The 17931-nt window shown below is 66.7% G+C and carries 14 protein-coding genes; 4 read left to right on the forward strand and 10 right to left on the reverse strand.

The genetic code is table 11. The annotated features are described in order from the left end of the window. The first annotated feature begins 18 nt into the window (after positions 1 to 18). Both minD and minE read left to right on the forward strand, forming a co-directional pair. Positions 19 to 831: a septum site-determining protein MinD gene (minD, locus tag ACZ47F_RS13805; protein WP_464925237.1), complete on the forward strand. Its 813-nt coding sequence runs from the start codon at positions 19 to 21 to the stop codon at positions 829 to 831. A 12-nt stretch (positions 832 to 843) separates the two neighbouring features. Continuing rightward, positions 844 to 1110, forward strand: coding sequence for a cell division topological specificity factor MinE (gene minE / locus ACZ47F_RS13810; protein ID WP_464925238.1), 267 nt, complete (start codon positions 844 to 846; stop codon positions 1108 to 1110). A gap of 64 nt (positions 1111 to 1174) precedes the next feature. On the opposite strand, the gene ACZ47F_RS13815 is transcribed toward minE, so the two are convergent. The 9 genes from ACZ47F_RS13815 to ACZ47F_RS13855 form a co-directional block, all read right to left on the reverse strand. After that, positions 1175 to 3607 carry an adenosylcobalamin-dependent ribonucleoside-diphosphate reductase gene (locus tag ACZ47F_RS13815; protein WP_464925239.1) on the reverse strand — a complete coding sequence of 811 codons (2433 nt, stop codon included), beginning with the start codon at positions 3605 to 3607 and terminating at the stop codon, positions 1175 to 1177. Between the two features lie 32 nt (positions 3608 to 3639). Beyond that, a complete protein-coding gene (locus ACZ47F_RS13820; protein ID WP_464925240.1) occupies positions 3640 to 5169 on the reverse strand; it encodes a DNA recombination protein RmuC in 1530 nt (509 codons plus the stop codon). Between the two features lie 4 nt (positions 5170 to 5173). Beyond that, positions 5174 to 6160, reverse strand: a complete 987-nt coding sequence (locus ACZ47F_RS13825; protein ID WP_464925241.1) for a 2-hydroxyacid dehydrogenase — start codon at positions 6158 to 6160, stop codon at positions 5174 to 5176. After that, positions 6157 to 7587: a sodium:proton antiporter gene (locus tag ACZ47F_RS13830; RefSeq protein ID WP_464925242.1), complete on the reverse strand. Its 1431-nt coding sequence runs from the start codon at positions 7585 to 7587 to the stop codon at positions 6157 to 6159. Before ACZ47F_RS13830 ends, ACZ47F_RS13825 begins: the two co-directional genes overlap by 4 nt. Further along, entirely contained in the window at positions 7577 to 8239 is a 663-nt protein-coding gene (locus ACZ47F_RS13835) for a LutC/YkgG family protein (protein WP_464925243.1), read from the reverse strand. The genes ACZ47F_RS13830 and ACZ47F_RS13835 overlap by 11 nt, the downstream gene beginning before the upstream one ends. Before the next feature lie 35 nt (positions 8240 to 8274). Further along, on the reverse strand, positions 8275 to 9492 hold the full coding sequence (pncB, locus tag ACZ47F_RS13840) for a nicotinate phosphoribosyltransferase (protein WP_464925244.1): 1218 nt from the start codon (positions 9490 to 9492) through the stop codon (positions 8275 to 8277). Continuing rightward, positions 9489 to 9758: a DnaJ family domain-containing protein gene (locus ACZ47F_RS13845; protein WP_464925245.1), complete on the reverse strand. Its 270-nt coding sequence runs from the start codon at positions 9756 to 9758 to the stop codon at positions 9489 to 9491. The genes pncB and ACZ47F_RS13845 overlap by 4 nt, the downstream gene beginning before the upstream one ends. Next, on the reverse strand, positions 9755 to 10513 hold the full coding sequence (locus ACZ47F_RS13850; RefSeq protein WP_464925246.1) for a nitroreductase: 759 nt from the start codon (positions 10511 to 10513) through the stop codon (positions 9755 to 9757). The genes ACZ47F_RS13845 and ACZ47F_RS13850 overlap by 4 nt, the downstream gene beginning before the upstream one ends. A gap of 105 nt (positions 10514 to 10618) precedes the next feature. Continuing rightward, positions 10619 to 14413 (reverse strand): DUF748 domain-containing protein, encoded by a 3795-nt coding sequence (locus ACZ47F_RS13855; RefSeq protein WP_464925247.1) that lies wholly within the window; start codon positions 14411 to 14413, stop codon positions 10619 to 10621. Between the two features lie 108 nt (positions 14414 to 14521). On the opposite strand from ACZ47F_RS13855, the gene ACZ47F_RS13860 reads away from it, so the two are divergent. Beyond that, entirely contained in the window at positions 14522 to 15799 is a 1278-nt protein-coding gene (locus tag ACZ47F_RS13860; protein ID WP_464925248.1) for a putative Na+/H+ antiporter, read from the forward strand. 25 nt (positions 15800 to 15824) lie between these two features. Beyond that, a complete protein-coding gene (locus ACZ47F_RS13865; protein WP_464925249.1) occupies positions 15825 to 16730 on the forward strand; it encodes an NAD(P)-dependent oxidoreductase in 906 nt (301 codons plus the stop codon). 125 nt (positions 16731 to 16855) lie between these two features. Here the strand turns inward: ACZ47F_RS13865 and ACZ47F_RS13870 are convergent, their stop codons facing one another. Continuing rightward, complete coding sequence (locus tag ACZ47F_RS13870; RefSeq protein WP_464925250.1) at positions 16856 to 17707, reverse strand: DMT family transporter; 852 nt, start codon at positions 17705 to 17707, stop codon at positions 16856 to 16858. Between the last annotated feature and the right edge of the window lie 224 nt (positions 17708 to 17931).

Consider the following 17931-nt stretch of genomic DNA (forward strand, 5'->3'; position numbering starts at 1 on the left):
TCTTTCAAGGACAAACCCATGGCAAAAATCATTGTGGTGACTTCGGGCAAGGGTGGCGTGGGCAAGACCACCACCAGCGCCAGCTTCGCCTCAGGGCTGGCGCTGCGCGGTCACAAGACCGCGGTCATCGACTTCGACGTGGGCCTGCGCAACCTCGACCTGATCATGGGCTGCGAGCGTCGCGTGGTGTATGACCTGATCAACGTCATCCAGGGCGAGGCCAAGCTCACGCAGGCGCTCATCAAGGACAAGCAGTGCGAAAACCTGTTCATCCTGCCCGCCTCGCAGACCCGCGACAAGGACGCACTGACCAAGGACGGTGTGGAAAGCGTGCTCAGGGAACTCGACGAGATGGGGTTCACCTACATCGTTTGCGACTCCCCAGCCGGCATCGAAAGCGGGGCGCTGATGGCCATGCACTTCGCAGATGAAGCCCTCATCGTCACCAACCCGGAAGTCTCGTCGGTGCGCGACTCCGACCGCATCCTGGGCATGCTCTCGAGCAAGACCAAGCGCGCGATCGAAGGCGGCGAACCCATCCGCGAGCATCTGCTCATCACCCGCTACAACCCCAAGCGGGTCAGCGATGGAGAGATGCTGTCGCTCACCGACATTCAGGACATTCTGCGCATCCCGCTCATCGGCGTCATTCCCGAGAGCGAAGCAGTGCTACAGGCCTCCAACCAGGGCACCCCGGCCATTCACCTCACCGGCACCGACGTGGCCGAGGCCTATCAGGACGTGGTCGCCCGCTTCCTCGGCGAAAACAGGCCCATGCGCTTCACCGACTACCAGAAACCCGGCCTGTTCAAGCGCCTGTTCGGCGGCTGAGGGAGAGCACATATGTCATTTCTCTCTTTCTTTCTGGGCGAAAAGAAAAAAACCGCCACGGTCGCCAAAGAGCGGCTGCAGATCATCCTCGCGCATGAACGCGGCGGCGCCGGTGCCCCGGCCGAGTGGCTGCCGGCGCTGCAGCGCGAGCTGGTCGATGTGATCTCCAAATACGTCAAGATCGACAGCAACGACATCCAGGTCAAGCTGGAACGCCAGGACACGCTCGAAGTGCTGGAAGTCAAGATCGAAATCCCGCCGCGCGGCGAGGGCCTGTGAACGCTATTTGTGCACCCGCGTTGCCCCCAGCTGGGCCGGGGTGTATCAATTGCGTGAACAGATCCTAGCCGCAACTGCCGATATACCCGCAGTTCTCGCAGCGGTCGCAGCCATCGACCCGACGCAGGAAAGGCCCGCCGCATTCGGGGCAGATGCGCCCGCCCGGCAGCAGATCGGGGCAGGGCTCGGCAGTCTCGAGATCGATGCGCAGCGCCTCGGCGGTGGGGTTGCGCTGTGCCAGCACCGACAGCGGCTGCTCGCGGCCTGCGGCGTCGAGAAAGCCGCGCCGCCGCAGCAGTTCCTGCAGCGCGTAGGCGATGGCCGCCACCTCGGACGGGTGGAAGCGCGGCACGCGGCTGCCGTCGGACTTGATGACTTCGCCGCAGCGCACCGGCCCCTTGTCCCAGACCACTTCGCGCATGTTCTGCAGGCTCTTGGCGATCGAGCCGCCCGAGCGCGCCACCAGGGAGAGCAGCCGCATGTTGGAGGCGATCCATTGCTGGCCTTCGTCGCGTTGGCCCGCGGGCATGAAAAATTCGATCGGGCGCTCGATGCACACCGGCTTGCCGCCCACCCGGCCTTCCACCTCGGCGAAGGACACCGAAAGATAGACCGTCTTCTGCCCCTCGGCGGTCATGTAGCTGATCTTGCTAGTGACGGCCTGCAGGTCACCTGCGGGGCGGCCTTCGATACGGCGGGTCAGCGGGTCGATGTCGCCCGCAGTGGCGCCGGACGCGGGCGCTGCGGACTGCGCCGACGTCGCCTGCAGCACCGCGCCGAGCACGGTGTTGGGACGGTAGGTCGCCAGGCCCTTGAGACCGGCCTTCCATGCCTGCAGGTACAGATCCTTGAAGTCGTCGTAGGGGTAGTCGGCCGGGACGTTGACCGTCTTGCTGATGCCAGTGTCGATGAATGGCTGCACGGCCTGCAGCATGCGCATGTGGTCAAGGGCCGAGAGTTCCAGCGCGGTGACGAAGGCCGGAGGCAGTCGGGTGGTGTCATGGCCCAGGCTGCGGTAGAGCCGCCAGGCGTGGTCAGCCACCTCATACGCGCGGGTGGTGTTGTCCGGCATGCGCTTCTTGCGGGTGTAGACCCAGGAGAACGCGGGCTCGATGCCGTTGCTGGCGTTGTCGGCAAACGCCAGGCTGATGGTGCCGGTTGGCGCGACCGCCAGCAGGTGCGAGTTGCGGATGCCGTGCGCGGCAATTGCGGCGCGCAGGTCGTCGGGCAGCCGCCGGGCAAAGCCGCTGGCCAGGTATTTTTGCGCGTCGAACAGCGGGAATGCGCCCTTTTCCTTGGCCAGATCCGCCGAGGCCCGGTACGCGGTGTCGCGCAGGGTGCGGGCCATGTCGGCGGCAAAGCGCCGGGCCTCGTCGCTGTCGTAGCGCATGCCGAGCATCACGCAGGCATCGCCCAGGCCGAGAAAACCCAGCCCGATGCGGCGCTTGTTCTGCGCCTCGTCGTGCTGCTCGAGCAGCGGCCAGTAGGTCACGTCGAGCACGTTGTCGAGCATGCGCACCGCAGTGCGGGCAACGGCCTGAAAGCGCTCGAAGTCAAACCGCGCCTGTGGGGTGAACGGCGCGTGCACGAAGCGGGTGAGGTTGATCGAGCCCAGGCAGCAGCAACCGTAATCGGGCAGGAATTCCTCGGCGCAGGGGTTGGTGGCCTCGAAAGTCTCGCAGTACCAGAGGTTGTTGTCGGCGTTGGCGGTATCGAGAAACAGGATGCCGGGCTCGGCATGGTCGTAGGTCGAGCGCATGATCTGATCCCACAGATCGCGCGCGCGCACGGTGCGGTACACCCACAGGCCATCTGCGCGCTGGTGCGCGCCTGCGGCGATCTGGTCCTCGCCCGGGCAGGCCTTGTGCACCAGATCAATTTCGGCATCGGCCTGCACCGCCTGCATGAAGGCGTTGCTCACGCCGACCGACAGGTTGAAATTCTTGAATGCGCCCTGGTCCTTGGCGTGGATGAAGGCTTCGATGTCCGGGTGGTCGATGCGCAGCACGCCCATCTGCGCCCCGCGGCGGCTGCCTGCCGATTCGACGGTTTCGCAAGAGGCGTCGAACACCCGCATGAACGACAGCGGGCCGCTGGCACGGCTGTGCGTGCCGCGTACCGCAGCGCCTGCGGGGCGGATGCGCGAAAAGTCGTAACCCACGCCGCCGCCGCGGCGCATGGTCTCGGCGGCCTGCGCCAGCGCCTTGTAGATGCCGGGCTTGCCCTCGCTGTCTTCGGACACCGAATCGCCCACGGGCTGGACGAAGCAGTTGATCAGGGTAGCCTGGATGTCGGTACCCGCAGCCGACATGATGCGCCCGGCGGGGATGAAGCCGCCCTCCAGCGCCTGCAGGAACAGCGCCTCGCTGCGCGCCGGGTCGACCTCTTCGGCTGCCAGCGCGCGGGCGACGCGGGCATGGATGTCGGCGATGGTGCGCTCGCCTGCCTTGGCGTATTTTTCCGCCAGTACGTCGAGGCTGATGTCCTGGGCTCGCATGATGGGAACCGCTGATGAAGAGATGACGGCGGTTATAGCGCGCTTTGCGGATCGTCCGCTTCGACCTCGGTCAAGCCCAGCAGGGTGTGGGTCTGGTCGGCAGGCAGCGCCTCCACCTGCTTGAGCTGGCGAGTCATCGCACGGGTGCGGGTTTCCGCCTGGCCGATGGTGTTGCTGGCTTCGTCGAGCTTTTTGCGGGTTTTGGCCAGAATGTCGCCGAATTTGGTGAATTCGGTCTTGACCGCCCCGAGCACTTTCCACACCTCGGTGGAGCGCTGCTCCAGCGCCAGGGTGCGAAAGCCCATGTGCAGGCTGTTGAGCAGGGCCAGCAGGGTGGTCGGCCCGGCGAGCATCACGCGGTGTTCGCGCTGCAGGCTCTCCACCAGACCAGGACGGCGCAGCGCCTCGGCGTACAGGCCTTCGGTGGGCAGGAACAGAATGCCGAAGTCGGCGGTGTGCGGCGCGGCGATGTACTTGGTCTGGATGGTGCGGGCCTCTTCGCGCAGGCGCAGCTCCAGCGCTTTGGCTGCGGCGTCGGCGGCCACCTTGTCGGCGTTCTGCTGCGCGTCGAGCAGGCGCTCGTAGTCCTCGCGCGGAAACTTGGCGTCGATCGGCAGCCACACCGGGCCATCGCCCTTGCCGGGCAGGCGGATGGCGTATTCCACCCGGGCGTTGCTGCCGGGCACGGTTTCGACGTTCACGCCGTATTGCTCGGGGGTGAACACCTGCTCGATCAAGCCGGCGAGCTGGATTTCGCCGAATACCCCTCGCGCCTTGACATTGCTGAACACCCGCTGCAAATCGCCCACGCCCTGTGCCAGGGTCTGCATTTCGCCTAGGCCCCGGTGGACCAGTTCGAGCCGCTCGGCCACCTGCCGGAAGCTCTCGCCCAGACGCTGCTCCAGCGTGGTGTGGAGCTTTTCGTCGACGGTGGCGCGCATCTGCTCGAGCTTCTTCTCGTTGTCGGCCTGCAGTTCGCGCAGGCGCAGTTCCACGGTGCCGCGCATCTCGTTGAGGCTTTTGTCGGTGGACTGGCGCAGTTCGCTCAGGCGTGCTTCAGTGGCTTCGCGCATGGCGGTCTGCCCCTGCTCGGCGCTCTGGCGCGCTTCGATCAAACGCTGATCGGTCGTGGTGCGCAGCGCATCGAGCCGCTCGACGAGCTGCGCCTGCAGCGCGCGCAGGGTCTGGGTGTTGGTCTGGGTGAGATGCCCGACCTGCTGCACCAGGGTATCGCCCACGGCCTTCTGCAGGTGTTGCAATTGCAGCGCCACGGCGTCGAGCTGGGCGTTTTGCGTGCGAGTGCTCTCGCCCTGCTGGTTGAGCAGCATCTGCTGGAACTGCGCCAGTTGCCCGGCCTGCTCGGTGCGCAGGCTCTGGCCGCTGGCCTGCACTGCGCCGCGCAGTTCGCGCTCCAGGCGTTCGAGCGCGGGTGCGAGTTCGGTGGCAATGTCGCGGTGCAAATCTCCCAGACCACGCAGACGGGCAAGCAGCGTCCAGCCCGTGCCCAGCAGCACGAGCAGCAAGAGTGCAATGACGAGAAGCAGGACGAATTCGAGCGACATGGGTTCAGGTGATGACGGGAGTGAGCGGCGGTCGGCCCTGCAGCACCGCGATGAGGTTGTCCACTGCCAGCTGCGCCATCGCGCGGCGGGTGGGTATGCTGCTGCTGGCAATGTGCGGGGTGAGCACGCAGCGTGGCGCAGCCAGCAGCGCCGGATTGACCTGTGGCTCGCCCTCGAACACGTCCAGCCCAGCAGCGCCCAGATGCCCGCTGTGCAGCGCCTGGGCGAGCGCTTGTTCGTCGACCACGCCGCCGCGGGCGATGTTGACCAGGGTGGCGCCGCGGCGCATCAGCGCGATCTGCCCGGCGCCGATGAGGTGATGCACCTGCGGGCTGTACGGCAGCGCCAGCAGCACATGATCGCTGTCGCGCAGCAGGCTGGGCAGGTCGCGGTAGTCGGCGCGGAGCTCGGCTTCGATCTGCGGCGTCAAGCGGGTGCGGTTGTGATAGAGCACGCGCATACCAAAGCCCAGCACGGCGCGGCGGGCGATCGCCTGGCCGATGCGCCCCATGCCGACGATGCCCAGCGTGCTTGCGTGCACGTCCGCCCCGGCGAATAGATCGACACTCCACTTACGCCACTGTCCGGCGCGCAGATAGCGCTCGGCATCGCCGATCTGGCGCGCGGCGGCCAGCAGCAGCGCAAGGCCAAAGTCGGCGGTAGTCTCGGTCAGAACATCGGGCGCGTGGGTCACGATCACGCCGCGCTCGGCGCAGGCGGCCAGATCGATGTGATCGACACCAACGGTCATGGTGCTGATGACCTTTAGATTGGGGCAGGCGTCGAGCAATGCGGCATCGATGCGCTCGCTGCCGGTGATGAACGCGCCATGCTTGTCGGCCAGCCGCTGGCGCAGCTGATGCGGGGTGGCGATCGCGTCGTCCGGCGTGGTGTCCACCTCGGCCACGGCGCGGAGTTGATCGATGATGTCGGGAAACACCGCCCGCGCCACCAGCACGCGCAGCGGCCCCGCGGATGACAGACTGCTCATCGGAAGAACACCAGGGTGAGAACCGCAAGGCACGGCAACAGCACCGCGAACGACCAGCCCATATAGCCGAAGAACGACGGCATGCGCACGCCGCGATGCTCGGCGATCGCCTTGATCATGAAGTTGGGCGCGTTGCCGATATAGGTGACCGCGCCCATGAACACCGCGCCGGCCGAGATCGCAGTCAGTGTGGTGGCCTGCGCCATCAGGTGCGCCGCGTCGCCACCAGCAAGATTGAAGAACACCAGATAGGTCGGCGCGTTGTCCAGAAAGGACGACAGCGCGCCAGTGAGCCAGAAGTACGCCGCGGCAATCGGCTGGTCCTGCGCATCGGTGGTCAGCTTCACCAGCGCCGCCAGCGCCCCGTCGGGGCCGGCGCGCAGGATGGCGATCACCGGGATGATGGTGAGGAAAATGCCCAGGAACAGTTTGGCCACCTCGATCATCGGCGCCCAGGTGAACTGGTTTTCATGCCGCGCCCGCCACGGCGTGGTCGCTAGCGACAGCAGCGCAATGCCGATCAGCGCCACGTCACGGGTGAGGTTCTGCAGCTCCAGTTGCTGCCCGAGGATGGGCACGGTCACCCCGGGCATCCAGATGCCGCTATGCAGCACCGCGAGCACGATGGCGAGCAGCCACAGCACATTCCATGCCCCGATCAGGCCAAGCGGACTGTCGGGCGTGGGGTCACGCGGCTTGCGCTCGCCTTCCTGGCTCCAGTACCAGCGATCGAGCAGATAGAACAGCGCCAGCAACAGCGCGCACAGCAACGCGGTGGGCGCGGCCAGATGTTGCACCGTCCAGAAAAAATCCACTCCCTTGAGGAAGCCGAGGAACAGCGGCGGGTCGCCCAGCGGAGTGAGCGCGCCGCCGGCATTGGCCACCAGAAAGATGAAAAACACCAGCACATGCGCGTTATGGCGCCGCGCGTCATTGGCGCGGATGACCGGGCGCACCATCAGCATGGCCGCGCCGGTCGTGCCCATGACACTGGCCAGCACCGTGCCAATGGCCAGCAGCAGGGTGTTCTGCGCCGGGCTGCCGTGCAGATTGCCGCGCACCGCGATTCCGCCGCTGACCGTATAAAGCGCGGTCAGCAAAATGACGAAGGGCAGGTACTCGTGCAACAGGGTGTGCAGCACCGTGTCGAGCGCGTCCTGCAGGCCGAAGCGGTAGGCGAACGGCAGCAGGAATAGCGCCGTCCACAGCGCCGCAATCTTGCCCTGATGCTGATGCCACACCCGCGCCGCGAACAGCGGCATCAGCGCAATCGACAGCAGCATGGCGGCAAACGGCAGCCCCCACCACAGGCTGAGGGTGGACGGGTCGGGGCCGGTTGCAGCGAAAGCAGTCGCCGGGAGGACGCTGGTCAAAACACCCAGCAGCAGCGTCCAGCGCCGAGCAACACGGTCGCGTTCAGTCCGCATCGACCAGCACCACATGCACACGGTATGGGCCATGCGCGCCAAGCACGATGGTCTGCTCGATGTCTCCGGTACGCGACGGGCCGGACACGGTGGACAGCGCCCGCGGCAGTTCGCCCAGCTCGGCGCGCAGTAGCGCATAGGCGTCTTCCAGCGTTGCGACGATGCGAGCCGCCGGCACGATGGCGACGTGCGTTTCGGGCAGCAAGTGGGTCGAGGCTGGGGTAGCGGGTGAACTGGCCAGCACCAGCGAGCCGGTCTCGGCCACGGCGCAAAAACATCCGGTGATGCCGAGTTTGTCTTCGTCGCGCGGCGGGCGGAACGCGAGCGCCAACCCCGCATCGGCCCAGGGCAGATCGGCCAGAGTCTGCCAGGCCACGCCTTGCGTCTGGAGAGACTGCTCGCGCAGATACACCGCCACAGCCCGCGGCACGTCACGCGGGTTGGCAGCACGCGCCACCGTGGTTTGCAAAGACAGTGCCTGCGCCGTGAACGCAGCAACCAGATCATCACCCAATGTAGGCTGCGGGCCACGGACATGTCGCCCAATGTCAGCCTCGGCATCCTGCATTTCCATCGCATGCAGCGCATCGGGTCGCCCTTGCCGGGCACGGATTTGCGCCAAGATCGCGGCGCGGGCGGAGTTGGTGTTCATTGCGGGATACGTCCGATCTCGTGTCAGCCGAAAGCTTACCCATCCTCCGCATCATGCTCCACGAGCTGGCTGTCGGGGATCTGGAACACTTCGCGCAGGTAGGCGAGGTAGGCCGGGTCGTCGCACATATTCTTGCCTGGGGCGTCGCTCACCTTGGCCACGGGCTGGCCGTTGCAGCGGGTCATTTTGATCACCATCTGCGGGGCGTCATGGCCGAGATCGTGCATGAGATTGGTGCCGATGCCAAAGGCCAGACCGACGCGGGAGTGGAACTGGCGGTACAGCGCGATGACCTTGGGAATGGTCAGCATGTCGGAGAAGACCAGGGTCTTGGTGCGTGGATCGACGCGGTGCCGGATGTAGTGCGCGATCATCTGCTCGCCCCACGAAAACGGGTCGCCTGAGTCGTGCCGGGCGCCATCGAACAGCTTGCAGAAGTACAAATCGAAGTCGCGCAGGAAGGCCTGCAGGCCATAGACATCGGCCAGCGCGATGCCCAGGTCGCCGCGGTATTCGCGTGCCCACATCTCGAAGGCGAACACCTGCGTATCTTGCAGGCGGGGGCCAAGTGCCTGGCAGGCCTGCAGGTATTCGTGTGCCATGGTGCCCAGGGGCGTGAGACCCATCTCCTTGGCGAGCAGCACATTGCTGGTGCCGGCCAGCTGCGGGCCGAGACCCGCCTGCAGCCGGGCGAGCACCTGCGCCTGCCAGCGGCGCGAGTAGCGGCGACGGGTGCCATAGTCGGCGATGCGGCAGCCCTGCAGTTCGGGAGTGCGCAGCAGCGCGATTTTGTCGTCCAGGCGCTGTAGCCCGGCGCGCAGGTCGGCGTCGGCGTGGGCGTGGCGGGCATGGACCTCGCCGACGATGGCCAGCACCGGTACCTCGAACAAAATGGTGTGCAGCCAGGGGCCACGGATGGTGATGTCGATCTCGCCGCGGTCGCGCGCCGCCTGGTCTGCGGCCGGCGTGGCGCTGATGCGCTGGCGGTTGAGGCGAAACAGTTCGAGGAAATCGACAAAGTCGCTTTTGATGAAGCGCAGGCTGCGCAGGTAGTCTAGTTCGTCGGGCTGCAAGCGCAGGGTGCACAGGGCGTCGAGTTCGGTGTTGATCTCGTCTAGCCGCGCCACCAGGTCGATCCCAGGCGTGCGGCATTTGAAGCGGTACTCCACCTGCGCACCGGGAAAGTGGTGCAGCACCACCTGCATCATGGTGAACTTGTACAGATCGGTGTCGAGCAGCGAGGTGATGATCATGGCGTATTGCGGTCGCGGCGCTGGCCGATGATCGCCTTGGCCCACAGCAGACGCAGCACGGCGCGTTCGCGCTGGCCCTGAGCGGTGTTGGTTGGTGCGCGGCAGGCACGCTCGAGCAGCTCCAGACCGAGCCGGACCTGGGCTTCGAGCGCGGCGTCGCGCAGCGTGAGGTCGAGCGGGCGTCCGGCGCCGGGCAGGTTGTCGAGCTTGCCGTCCTGTACCGCCTGCGCGATGCGGGTCTCGCCGATCCAGGCCAGCGCGTTCATTGGTCGAGGAAGCGGGCGAACTCGGACACCGGCGCGCGTTCGGTGACCAGGGTGTTCTCGATCGCATCCGGGTCGGCCCAGCCCAGCGCCATGCCGCAGACCACTTGCTGCGTGCTCGGGTCCAGCCCGAGCTCGTCCTCGATGATGCGGTGGAATTGGTTGAACGCTGCTTGCGGGCAGGTGTCGAGCCCGCGACCGCGCGCAGCCACCATGATGTTCTGCAGGAACATGCCGTAGTCCAGCCAGCTGCCCTGCGCCATGATGCGGTCGATGGTGAAAATCAAGCCGACCGGCGCATCGAAAAACAGGTAGTTACGGCCATGTTGCGCATGCATCGCCGCCTTGTCGCCTTTCTGGATGCCGAGCAGGCCGTACAGATCCCAGCCCACCTTGCGACGGCGGTCGATGTAGGGCGAGCGCCACTGCAGCGGGTAATAGGCATAGTCCTCAGTGTGCTGCGCCGCCTGCGCCGGGTCGTCGTACGCGGCGAGGATACGTGCGGACAGCCGCGCCTTGGCCGCACCGGTGAGCACATGCACCTGCCAGGGTTGGGTATTGGTGCCCGAGGGCGCGCGCGAGGCCACCTGCAGGATGGCTTCGATGGTCTGGCGCGACACCGGCTCAGGCAAAAAGCGGCGGATGGAACGGCGCGAGGTGATCGCGGCATCGACCGCCGCGGCCCGCGACTGCTGGTCGCACAGGCTGGCGCCAGGACCAGCCACCGCGTCCGCAGTGGGGTTGGGGGGTGGGTTCATGTCAGTCGGCTGATCAGGTTTTTCGGCAGTCTATTGCGCCCAGCGGACATCAGGGAAAGCGGCGGCTTGCTCGGGCCCACGCGGATTGCCTGACGAAGCGGTCACTCACTGTCCCGTCTGTGGCGCCGCAGCTTGCGCTGCAGCGCCCAGGCCCAGCTTGAGCACGACATCCTTCTGCGTCCCGCTCTGCGGCTTCGCGGCAGGCCCGATCTGCACCCGCAAGGCCGGCAGCGCCTTCGCACCGGTAGTCAGCGCGGCAACCACGGCCCGGGCCCGCGCCAGCGCCAGGGCATCGAGCGTGGCCTGGGGAATGACCACGGCCTGCGCTAGCTGCGCGAGCATGGCACGCTGCAACGGGTGTTGCTCCTTGCCGTCCTTGGGCAGAGCGTTTTTCAGCGCGTCGAGTGCGCTGGTCGGGTGCTGCTCGAGGTAGAGCGCATCGATGGCATTGCGGGTACGTGCGCTGTCCAGGTCGAGCGGGCCGGGGTTGGCGCCGGACAGCAGGCTCACACCCAGCCGGGCCAGCACCTGCCGGCGCACCGCAGCCTGTTGCAACGCGGCGGTATCGAGCACGGGGTCGACGGTGGGTGGCACCTGCAGTTCCAGCCGCGGACGCTCGGCCAACACCTTGGCGATCTGCAGCAACTTCTCGCGCTCGGGCGGCGCGAGTTCGGCGCTGCCCGGCGCGAATTGCACCTCCTGCGGTGCCTGCCCGGCACTGCCGCCGAACAGCGCCCCCAACGCGCGAAACGGCGCGGTGACCACCTTGGTCAGCGCATTGACCATGGCCTGCCAGATGATGAGTCCATAGCTAAACTGAGGGTTGTCCAGGTCGCCATGCACCGGCAGATTCAGGTCGATCACGCCCTTGCTGTTTTCCAGCACGGCAATCGCCAGATCGAGCGGCAGATTCAACGCGTCGGGGCTGTCGACATGGGGGCCGAGCTTCAGGCGGGTGATGGTGAACTGGTTGTCACCCTGCATCTGCGCCTGCTGAATCTTGTATTCCAGCCGGGCGTCGAGCCGGCCCGACTCGATGGTGCGGCCAGCGAACTTGCCCGAATACGGCGAGATCGCCGCCAGGTCGAGGTTGCGCAGATCGAGCGTGACATCGGTGGCGTCGGTGACGTGAAACGGCTGCAGCCGCCCGCGCACCGTCGCCTGCCCGTAATCGTTCACCTGGCCGTCGAGCTCGATCTGCGCGCTGCTGTCGGGTGCGTCCGACAGGCCATTGATCACCCCCGAGAGCTGCTGCATGCGCACGTGGAATTCGGGTTTGATCGACTGGTCGGTGAAGTCCACGTCGGCGTTGTCGATCGCGGTGCGGTCGATGCGCAGCGTCAGCGGCAGCGGCTTGTCCTGGCCGGGCTGGCTGCTCGTCGCAGGCGCGGGTGCTGCAGCCGGTTTGCGCGTGAGCAAAATGGCCTGCACATTGAGGGTACGGTCCGGGTTGAGGACGATGCGGCCATACGGCTGCACCGCATGCAAATCGGTGATCGTTACCGACAGCGGTGCGGTGCCCACGGTCATGCCGCTGGCGGCGAGCTTGCGCCAGCCGAGAAACGGCGTGCGCCCATCGGGTTCGACCAGCGTAAGGTCGTCCACCTGCGCCTTGCCTTGGTAGTCCAGCTGCGGCGTGCCACCCTTGGTGGTCTGCAGTCGCACTGAACCGTCCGCCGAGGCCGTGCCGCTGGTAAGCAGCAGACGCACATATGGCTTGAGCAGACTGCCCAGCGGCGCCAGCGCGAAGCGCTGCATCTGCACCTGCAGCGTGCCCGTCAGCGGCTGCGGCGCCACCTGCCCGCGGGCGCTGAACTGCCCGCCCTGCGCGAGCGCAAAGCGCAGCTGCAGCGGCACGGGTTTGCGCAGGTCGAGGCTGAGGTTGTGCGCACTCGCCTGGCCCTGGATCAGGTCGAGGCGGATCGGCTCGGGCGCGGTGCTGTCGGTCAGGCCAGCGGACAGATTGCGCAGGATGAGGCTCTTGAGCTGGAGGTCGGGCGGTGCAGCCGGCTTGCGCGCGGCAGCGTTGGCGGTGCCGGACGCCGCCGCAGTCGCCACCGGCGCGAACGCCTGCACCCAGTTCAGCCCCTCCTTGCCCAGCAGCACCTGCGCATGCAAGCCGTCCACGTCAAGCGCTCCGGCGCGGATGCGCGGTGCGCCAGAACCGGGCAGATCGATCTGGGTAGGGCCGAGTTGCAGGCGGCTCCAGCGTGCGAGCGGTTGGCCGCTGCTTTGCGCCTGCATCGCGCCGAGCTGGAGTTGCAGATCGCTGGCCTGAAGCTGCGCCGGGGCGCTTGCGGGCAGCGTGGCCCGCAGTGCGGCATCCAGCGTGGCATCTTTGAGTTGCAGATGCAGCGGCGCCTTGAAGCTCTGGTCGGTGTAGTCCACGGTCTGCAGCCGGGTGGCGACACGCTGCACCGCCACAGTCCAGCCTGCCGCTGGGCGCGATGCGGTCTGGTCTGCCGTCTGGGGCTGTGACGCAGGCGCTGCAGTACTGGCTGTCCTTGCGCTCAGGGCCTGTAGCAGATCGATCTGCCCGCCTGGCAGCCGCGCCAGCCGCACGCTAGCGGCATCGATCTGCACTGCGCCGATCTGCACGCGATGTTGCGCCAGATCGGTCTGCAGCGCGTCGATTTCCAGCGTGGGCAACAGCAGCCACGGCGCGGCTCTGCCTTGCTGCGGCTGCAGCCGCAGATCCTGCAGTGTGGCTTGAGGTAGCTGCAGCGTGCGCGCTGTCAGCTTCACTGCGCCCGGCTGGGTTTGCAGACTGGCCGCCTGCAGCGCCGCCTGACCGACTCTCCCCTGGATGCCCTGCAAGCGAAGCGGCCCGAAACCGGCCTGCCGCCTGCTCCAGTCGAACTGCGCTCCCTGCAGCTGCGCGTTCTGCAATGCCATCTGGTCGACGCCCGACCGCGCACGCAGGCCAGTGATCGTGAGCGCCTGCAGCGACGCGGTCTGCGCCGAGCCGTCGATGCGCGCTTTGTCCAACTGGAGGGCCTGTAATTGCAGGTCAGCGCCCGCCGCTTTCGCGCTGAGGCCCTGAACCTGTACACCCAGATCGTTGACCGCCCATTGCAGACCGGTATTGCCAAGCACCGCGCTGTAGGCAACGTGGATCGCCGCAGTGCCGCCGGCGATCTGCAGCGTTCTGGACAGTTTCGGCACCGCGCGCGCCGTGTCGGCCAGGTCGAGTCCGGTGAGTTCGGCCTCACCGCCGGACACCAGAGGATTGATGCCGATGTAGCCCTTCCACCGCAGCGTGGCCTTTTGCTGTGGCAGCAGCAGGCTGAGCGCGTATTGACCGCGCGCCTTGGGCAAGGTGGACAGGTCGCTGATCTGCAGGTTCAGCGGCGCAAGACGCGTGGTGTACGGATGATCGCGGTTGGCGTCGGCATAGATCACCGTGCCGCCGGTGATCTGCAACTGCTCGATCACCACGCGCGCAATGGTGTCGGAGGGCTTGGTCGGCTTGGGATGGCGCTGCAACGCGCGCACCAGAGCGTCCCAGTTCATCGCCCCGCCCCTGGCGATGGCCACATTCACCTGCGGCTGGTCGATGCGAATCTGGTGAAAGGTCCAAGCCCAGCGCCACAGGCTTGCCGGGGCGAAATCGATGAACAGCTTGTCGAATCCGGCCAGCGGCACGCCCTGCGGGGTGCTCAGCTGCAGCCTGTCCACCGTCAGATCGAGCCGCAGCGGGTCGAACGCCACCTTGCCCACGGTCGCACGGCTGTCGAGCTGTGACTGCGCCAGCCGGGGAATGTAATGCGCGGCCAGCGGGCCGACGGCCAGATAGCCCAGCGCCACATACAACACGAACAGCCCGACCGCGATCAGCACCGGCAGGCTGATCGCGATGCGCCGCAGTCTCGTCCAGACGGGATGGGCAGTGATGGACATGCGAGCAGGGATGAGCGGAGATGTCCTGCACATTATGGCGCTGCTGCCGCCTGCCCGGCCGCGATGCCGATACCATCGGCCACATTCGTCGCAATACCGGCCTGAAGCATGCCCGAATCCTTCCCCACATCCATCCAGTATGTCGGCGCCGCGCTGTTTGCCATTGCGGTGATCCACACCTTCTCGACTGGGTTCTTCGAGCGCCTGGCGCAGCGGCAGGGCGCGCACGCTGGACTGTGGCATCTGCTCGGCGAGATCGAGGTAGTGTTTGGCTTCTGGGCCATGGTGCTGATGGTGTTCCTGTTCTTCTCCCTGGGCCAGCATGAGGCAGTGGCGTATCTCGATTCGCGCAATTTCACCGAGCCACTGTTCGTGTTCGTCATCATGGTGGTGGCGGGCACCCGGCCGATCCTGCAGCTCGCAGGAGATGCGGTAAATCTGCTGGCCCGCGCGCTACCGCTGCCCGGCGCGCTGATGTTCTATCCCCTGGTGCTGATCGTGGTGCCGCTGCTGGGCGCATTCATCACCGAGCCGGCGGCGATGACCCTGGCCGCGCTGTTGCTGCGCGAGCGCATCTTCGGCGCCGCGGTGCCGCTGCAGATGAAATACACCACCCTTGGCGTACTGTTCGTCAATGTATCCATTGGTGGCACGCTGACCCATTTTGCCGCACCGCCGGTGCTCATGATCGCCTCGACCTGGCAGTGGGATCTGCGCTTCATGCTCACCCAGTTCGGCTGGAAGGCAGCGATTGCGGTCGGTATCAATGCCCTGGGCGCCACGCTGCTGTTTCAGCGCGAACTGGCCCGGCTGCAACAAGCCAAGCCCGCTGAGACCGAGCCGGCCACGCTGCGCGCACCGTCGAGCGTCATCGTTGTCCATCTGCTGTTTCTGGCTGGCGTCGTGGTGTTCGCACATCATCCGGTGGTGTTCGTGCCGCTGTTGCTGTTTTTCCTGGGCTTCATCAATGCCTATGCACGTTATCAGGATCCGCCGATGCTGAAAGAAGGCATGCTGGTCGGTTTTTTTCTCGGTGGGCTGGTGGTGCTCGGCGGCCTGCAACAATGGTGGCTTGAGCCACTGCTCACCCGCATGGATGCCGCATCGGTGTTCTTCGGCGCCACGGCGCTGACCGCAATCACCGACAACGCTGCGCTCACTTACCTCGGCTCGCTGGTGCAGGGCCTGAGCCCGGAGTTCAAGTACGCGCTGGTTGCTGGCGCGGTCAGCGGCGGCGGGCTCACCGTCATCGCCAACGCGCCCAACCCTGCGGGCATCGCCCTGCTGCGCAGCCACTTCGCCGGCGGCGCAGTGCATCCGCTGGGCCTGCTGGGCGCGGCCCTGCTGCCTACGGCGGTGGCGATGGGCTGCTTCTGGCTGCTCTGATTCTTCTCTTCTCTGTCTGTCCGCCATGAGCACACACCCCCCTGCAAACTCTACCCCTTCCTCCGTCGCCTTCCTTGGCCTGGGCGTCATGGGCGCGCCGATGGCCGCGCATCTGGCCCGCGCCGGACATCGCGTCCACGTCTACAACCGCACCGCGAGCAAGGCGCAGGACTGGGTGCGACGTCATGGCGGAGCAGATGCCGTCTCGCCGCGTGAAGCCGCCGCCGACGCGCAGTTCGTGTTCTGCTGCGTCGGCAACGACGACGACGTGCGCGAGGTCACGCTCGGGCCGAGGGGCGCATTCGCCGGCATGCCAGCCGGCGCCGTGTTCGTCGACCACACCACGGCCTCGGCGCGGCTGGCGCGCGAGCTCGACACACAGGCGCGGCGCCTGGGCCTGTGGTTCATCGACGCGCCGGTCTCGGGCGGCCAGTCCGGCGCCGAAAACGGCACGCTGACCATCATGTGCGGCGGCGACGCGCAGGCCTTCGCCCGCGCCGAGCCGGTGATGCGCGCCTACGCCCGCGCGGTGACGCATCTGGGGGCAAGCGGCGCAGGGCAGTTGTGCAAGATGGTCAACCAGATCGCCATCGCCGGGCTGATCCAGTCGCTCGCCGAGGCGATCGCGTTCGGCGAGCGCGCCGGGCTCGACATGCGGCAGGTGCTTACCGCGATCGGCCAGGGCGCAGCGCAGAGCTGGCAGATGGACCACCGCGGGCCGACGATGATCGAGGGCCGTTTCGACTTCGGCTTTGCAGTCGACTGGATGCGCAAGGATCTGGCGCTATGCCTCGACGAGGCGCGGCGCAACGGCGCACGGCTGCCGGTGGCCGCGCTGGTCGACCAGTTCTACGCCGATGTGCAAGCCGCCGGCGGCAACCGGCTCGACACCTCATCGCTGATCCTGCGGCTGCGCGATCCGGGGCGGTAGCGTTTGGCCGCCCGATCGATCCGACACATTGCCAATGGCGGGTCGGGCGTCGGCGAGGGCACATCGCTCCTCCCTCACCGTGTAGGGAAGGCTGGGAGAGACAGCGCAAACCTTTCCGTCCCAGATCAATCGTCCCCGGCCCGCATCGCCAGCAGCGCCGCGCCGACGATCAGCAGCGCTGCCAGTCCGATCCAGACGCTCAGCACCCGCCCGGTGAACACGACGAGCAGCAGCGTCGACAAGAGCGGCGTGAGGTAGGCGAGCACGCCGATGGTGCGCGGATCGCCGAGCTTGAGCGCGCGGTCCCACAGCAGGAAGGCGCCGCCGAGCGGCCCCAGGCCCATCACCGCGATCAGCAGTCCGTCGCGCAGACCGAGTTGCACTGGCGGTTCGAGCAGCGCGTGGCAGAGCAACGCCAGCACACCCGACACCAGACCGAACAGGCCGAGCGCCGCGGTCGGGAACCCCTGCCCCGCCTGCGCCAGCCGACGGCTGCCGAGCGAAAACGTCGCCCAGACCAGCGCGGAGCCAAGTGCCGGCAGATACCCCCAGGCCCAGGCCGCATCAAGCGCGCGCCCGCCGAGGATCGCCAGCGCCGCCCCGGCAAAACCGAGCAGCGCGGCCAACACATGCGCCGCGCGCAAACGCACCTCAGGCAGCAGCAACGGCGCAAGCACCACGATGAACAGCGGCCACAGGTAGTTCACCAGATTGGCCTGGACCGGCGGCGCACTGCGCAGCGCGACGAACAGCAACAAGTGAAAGCCGAACAGCCCGTACACCCCGAGCGCCAGCGCCACCCCTGACACCCGCCACTGCCGCCACTGCGCCCAGGTCGGCACACTGCCGATGATCAGTGCCAACCCGGTCAGCGCGAAGGCCGGCACCTGAGAAAGCGCCACCCCTAGGGTAGCGAGCGTTGCCCACAGGGCAATGGCGCCGAGGGCGTAGAGATTGGCTTGGGTGCTGAGTTTCATCGCTGCGCATGGTAGTGGGCCGACCTGTCACGCTTTTGTCAAAACGGTTACGCACACTTGGCTCTCATTAGCGGACCACCTGCCCAGATCGTGCCGATCAAACATTCTGTTCTATCGCTTCAATTCGCCTCAGCCCCCACACCCTGCCAGGACAGGAACAGCCAGCCTGTCGATGCCGATGAGGCCCTACGGCGGCTGAAAGTCGGTGACGCCTGGGCCGTACT

This window comes from Thiomonas islandica, assembly GCF_055383445.1.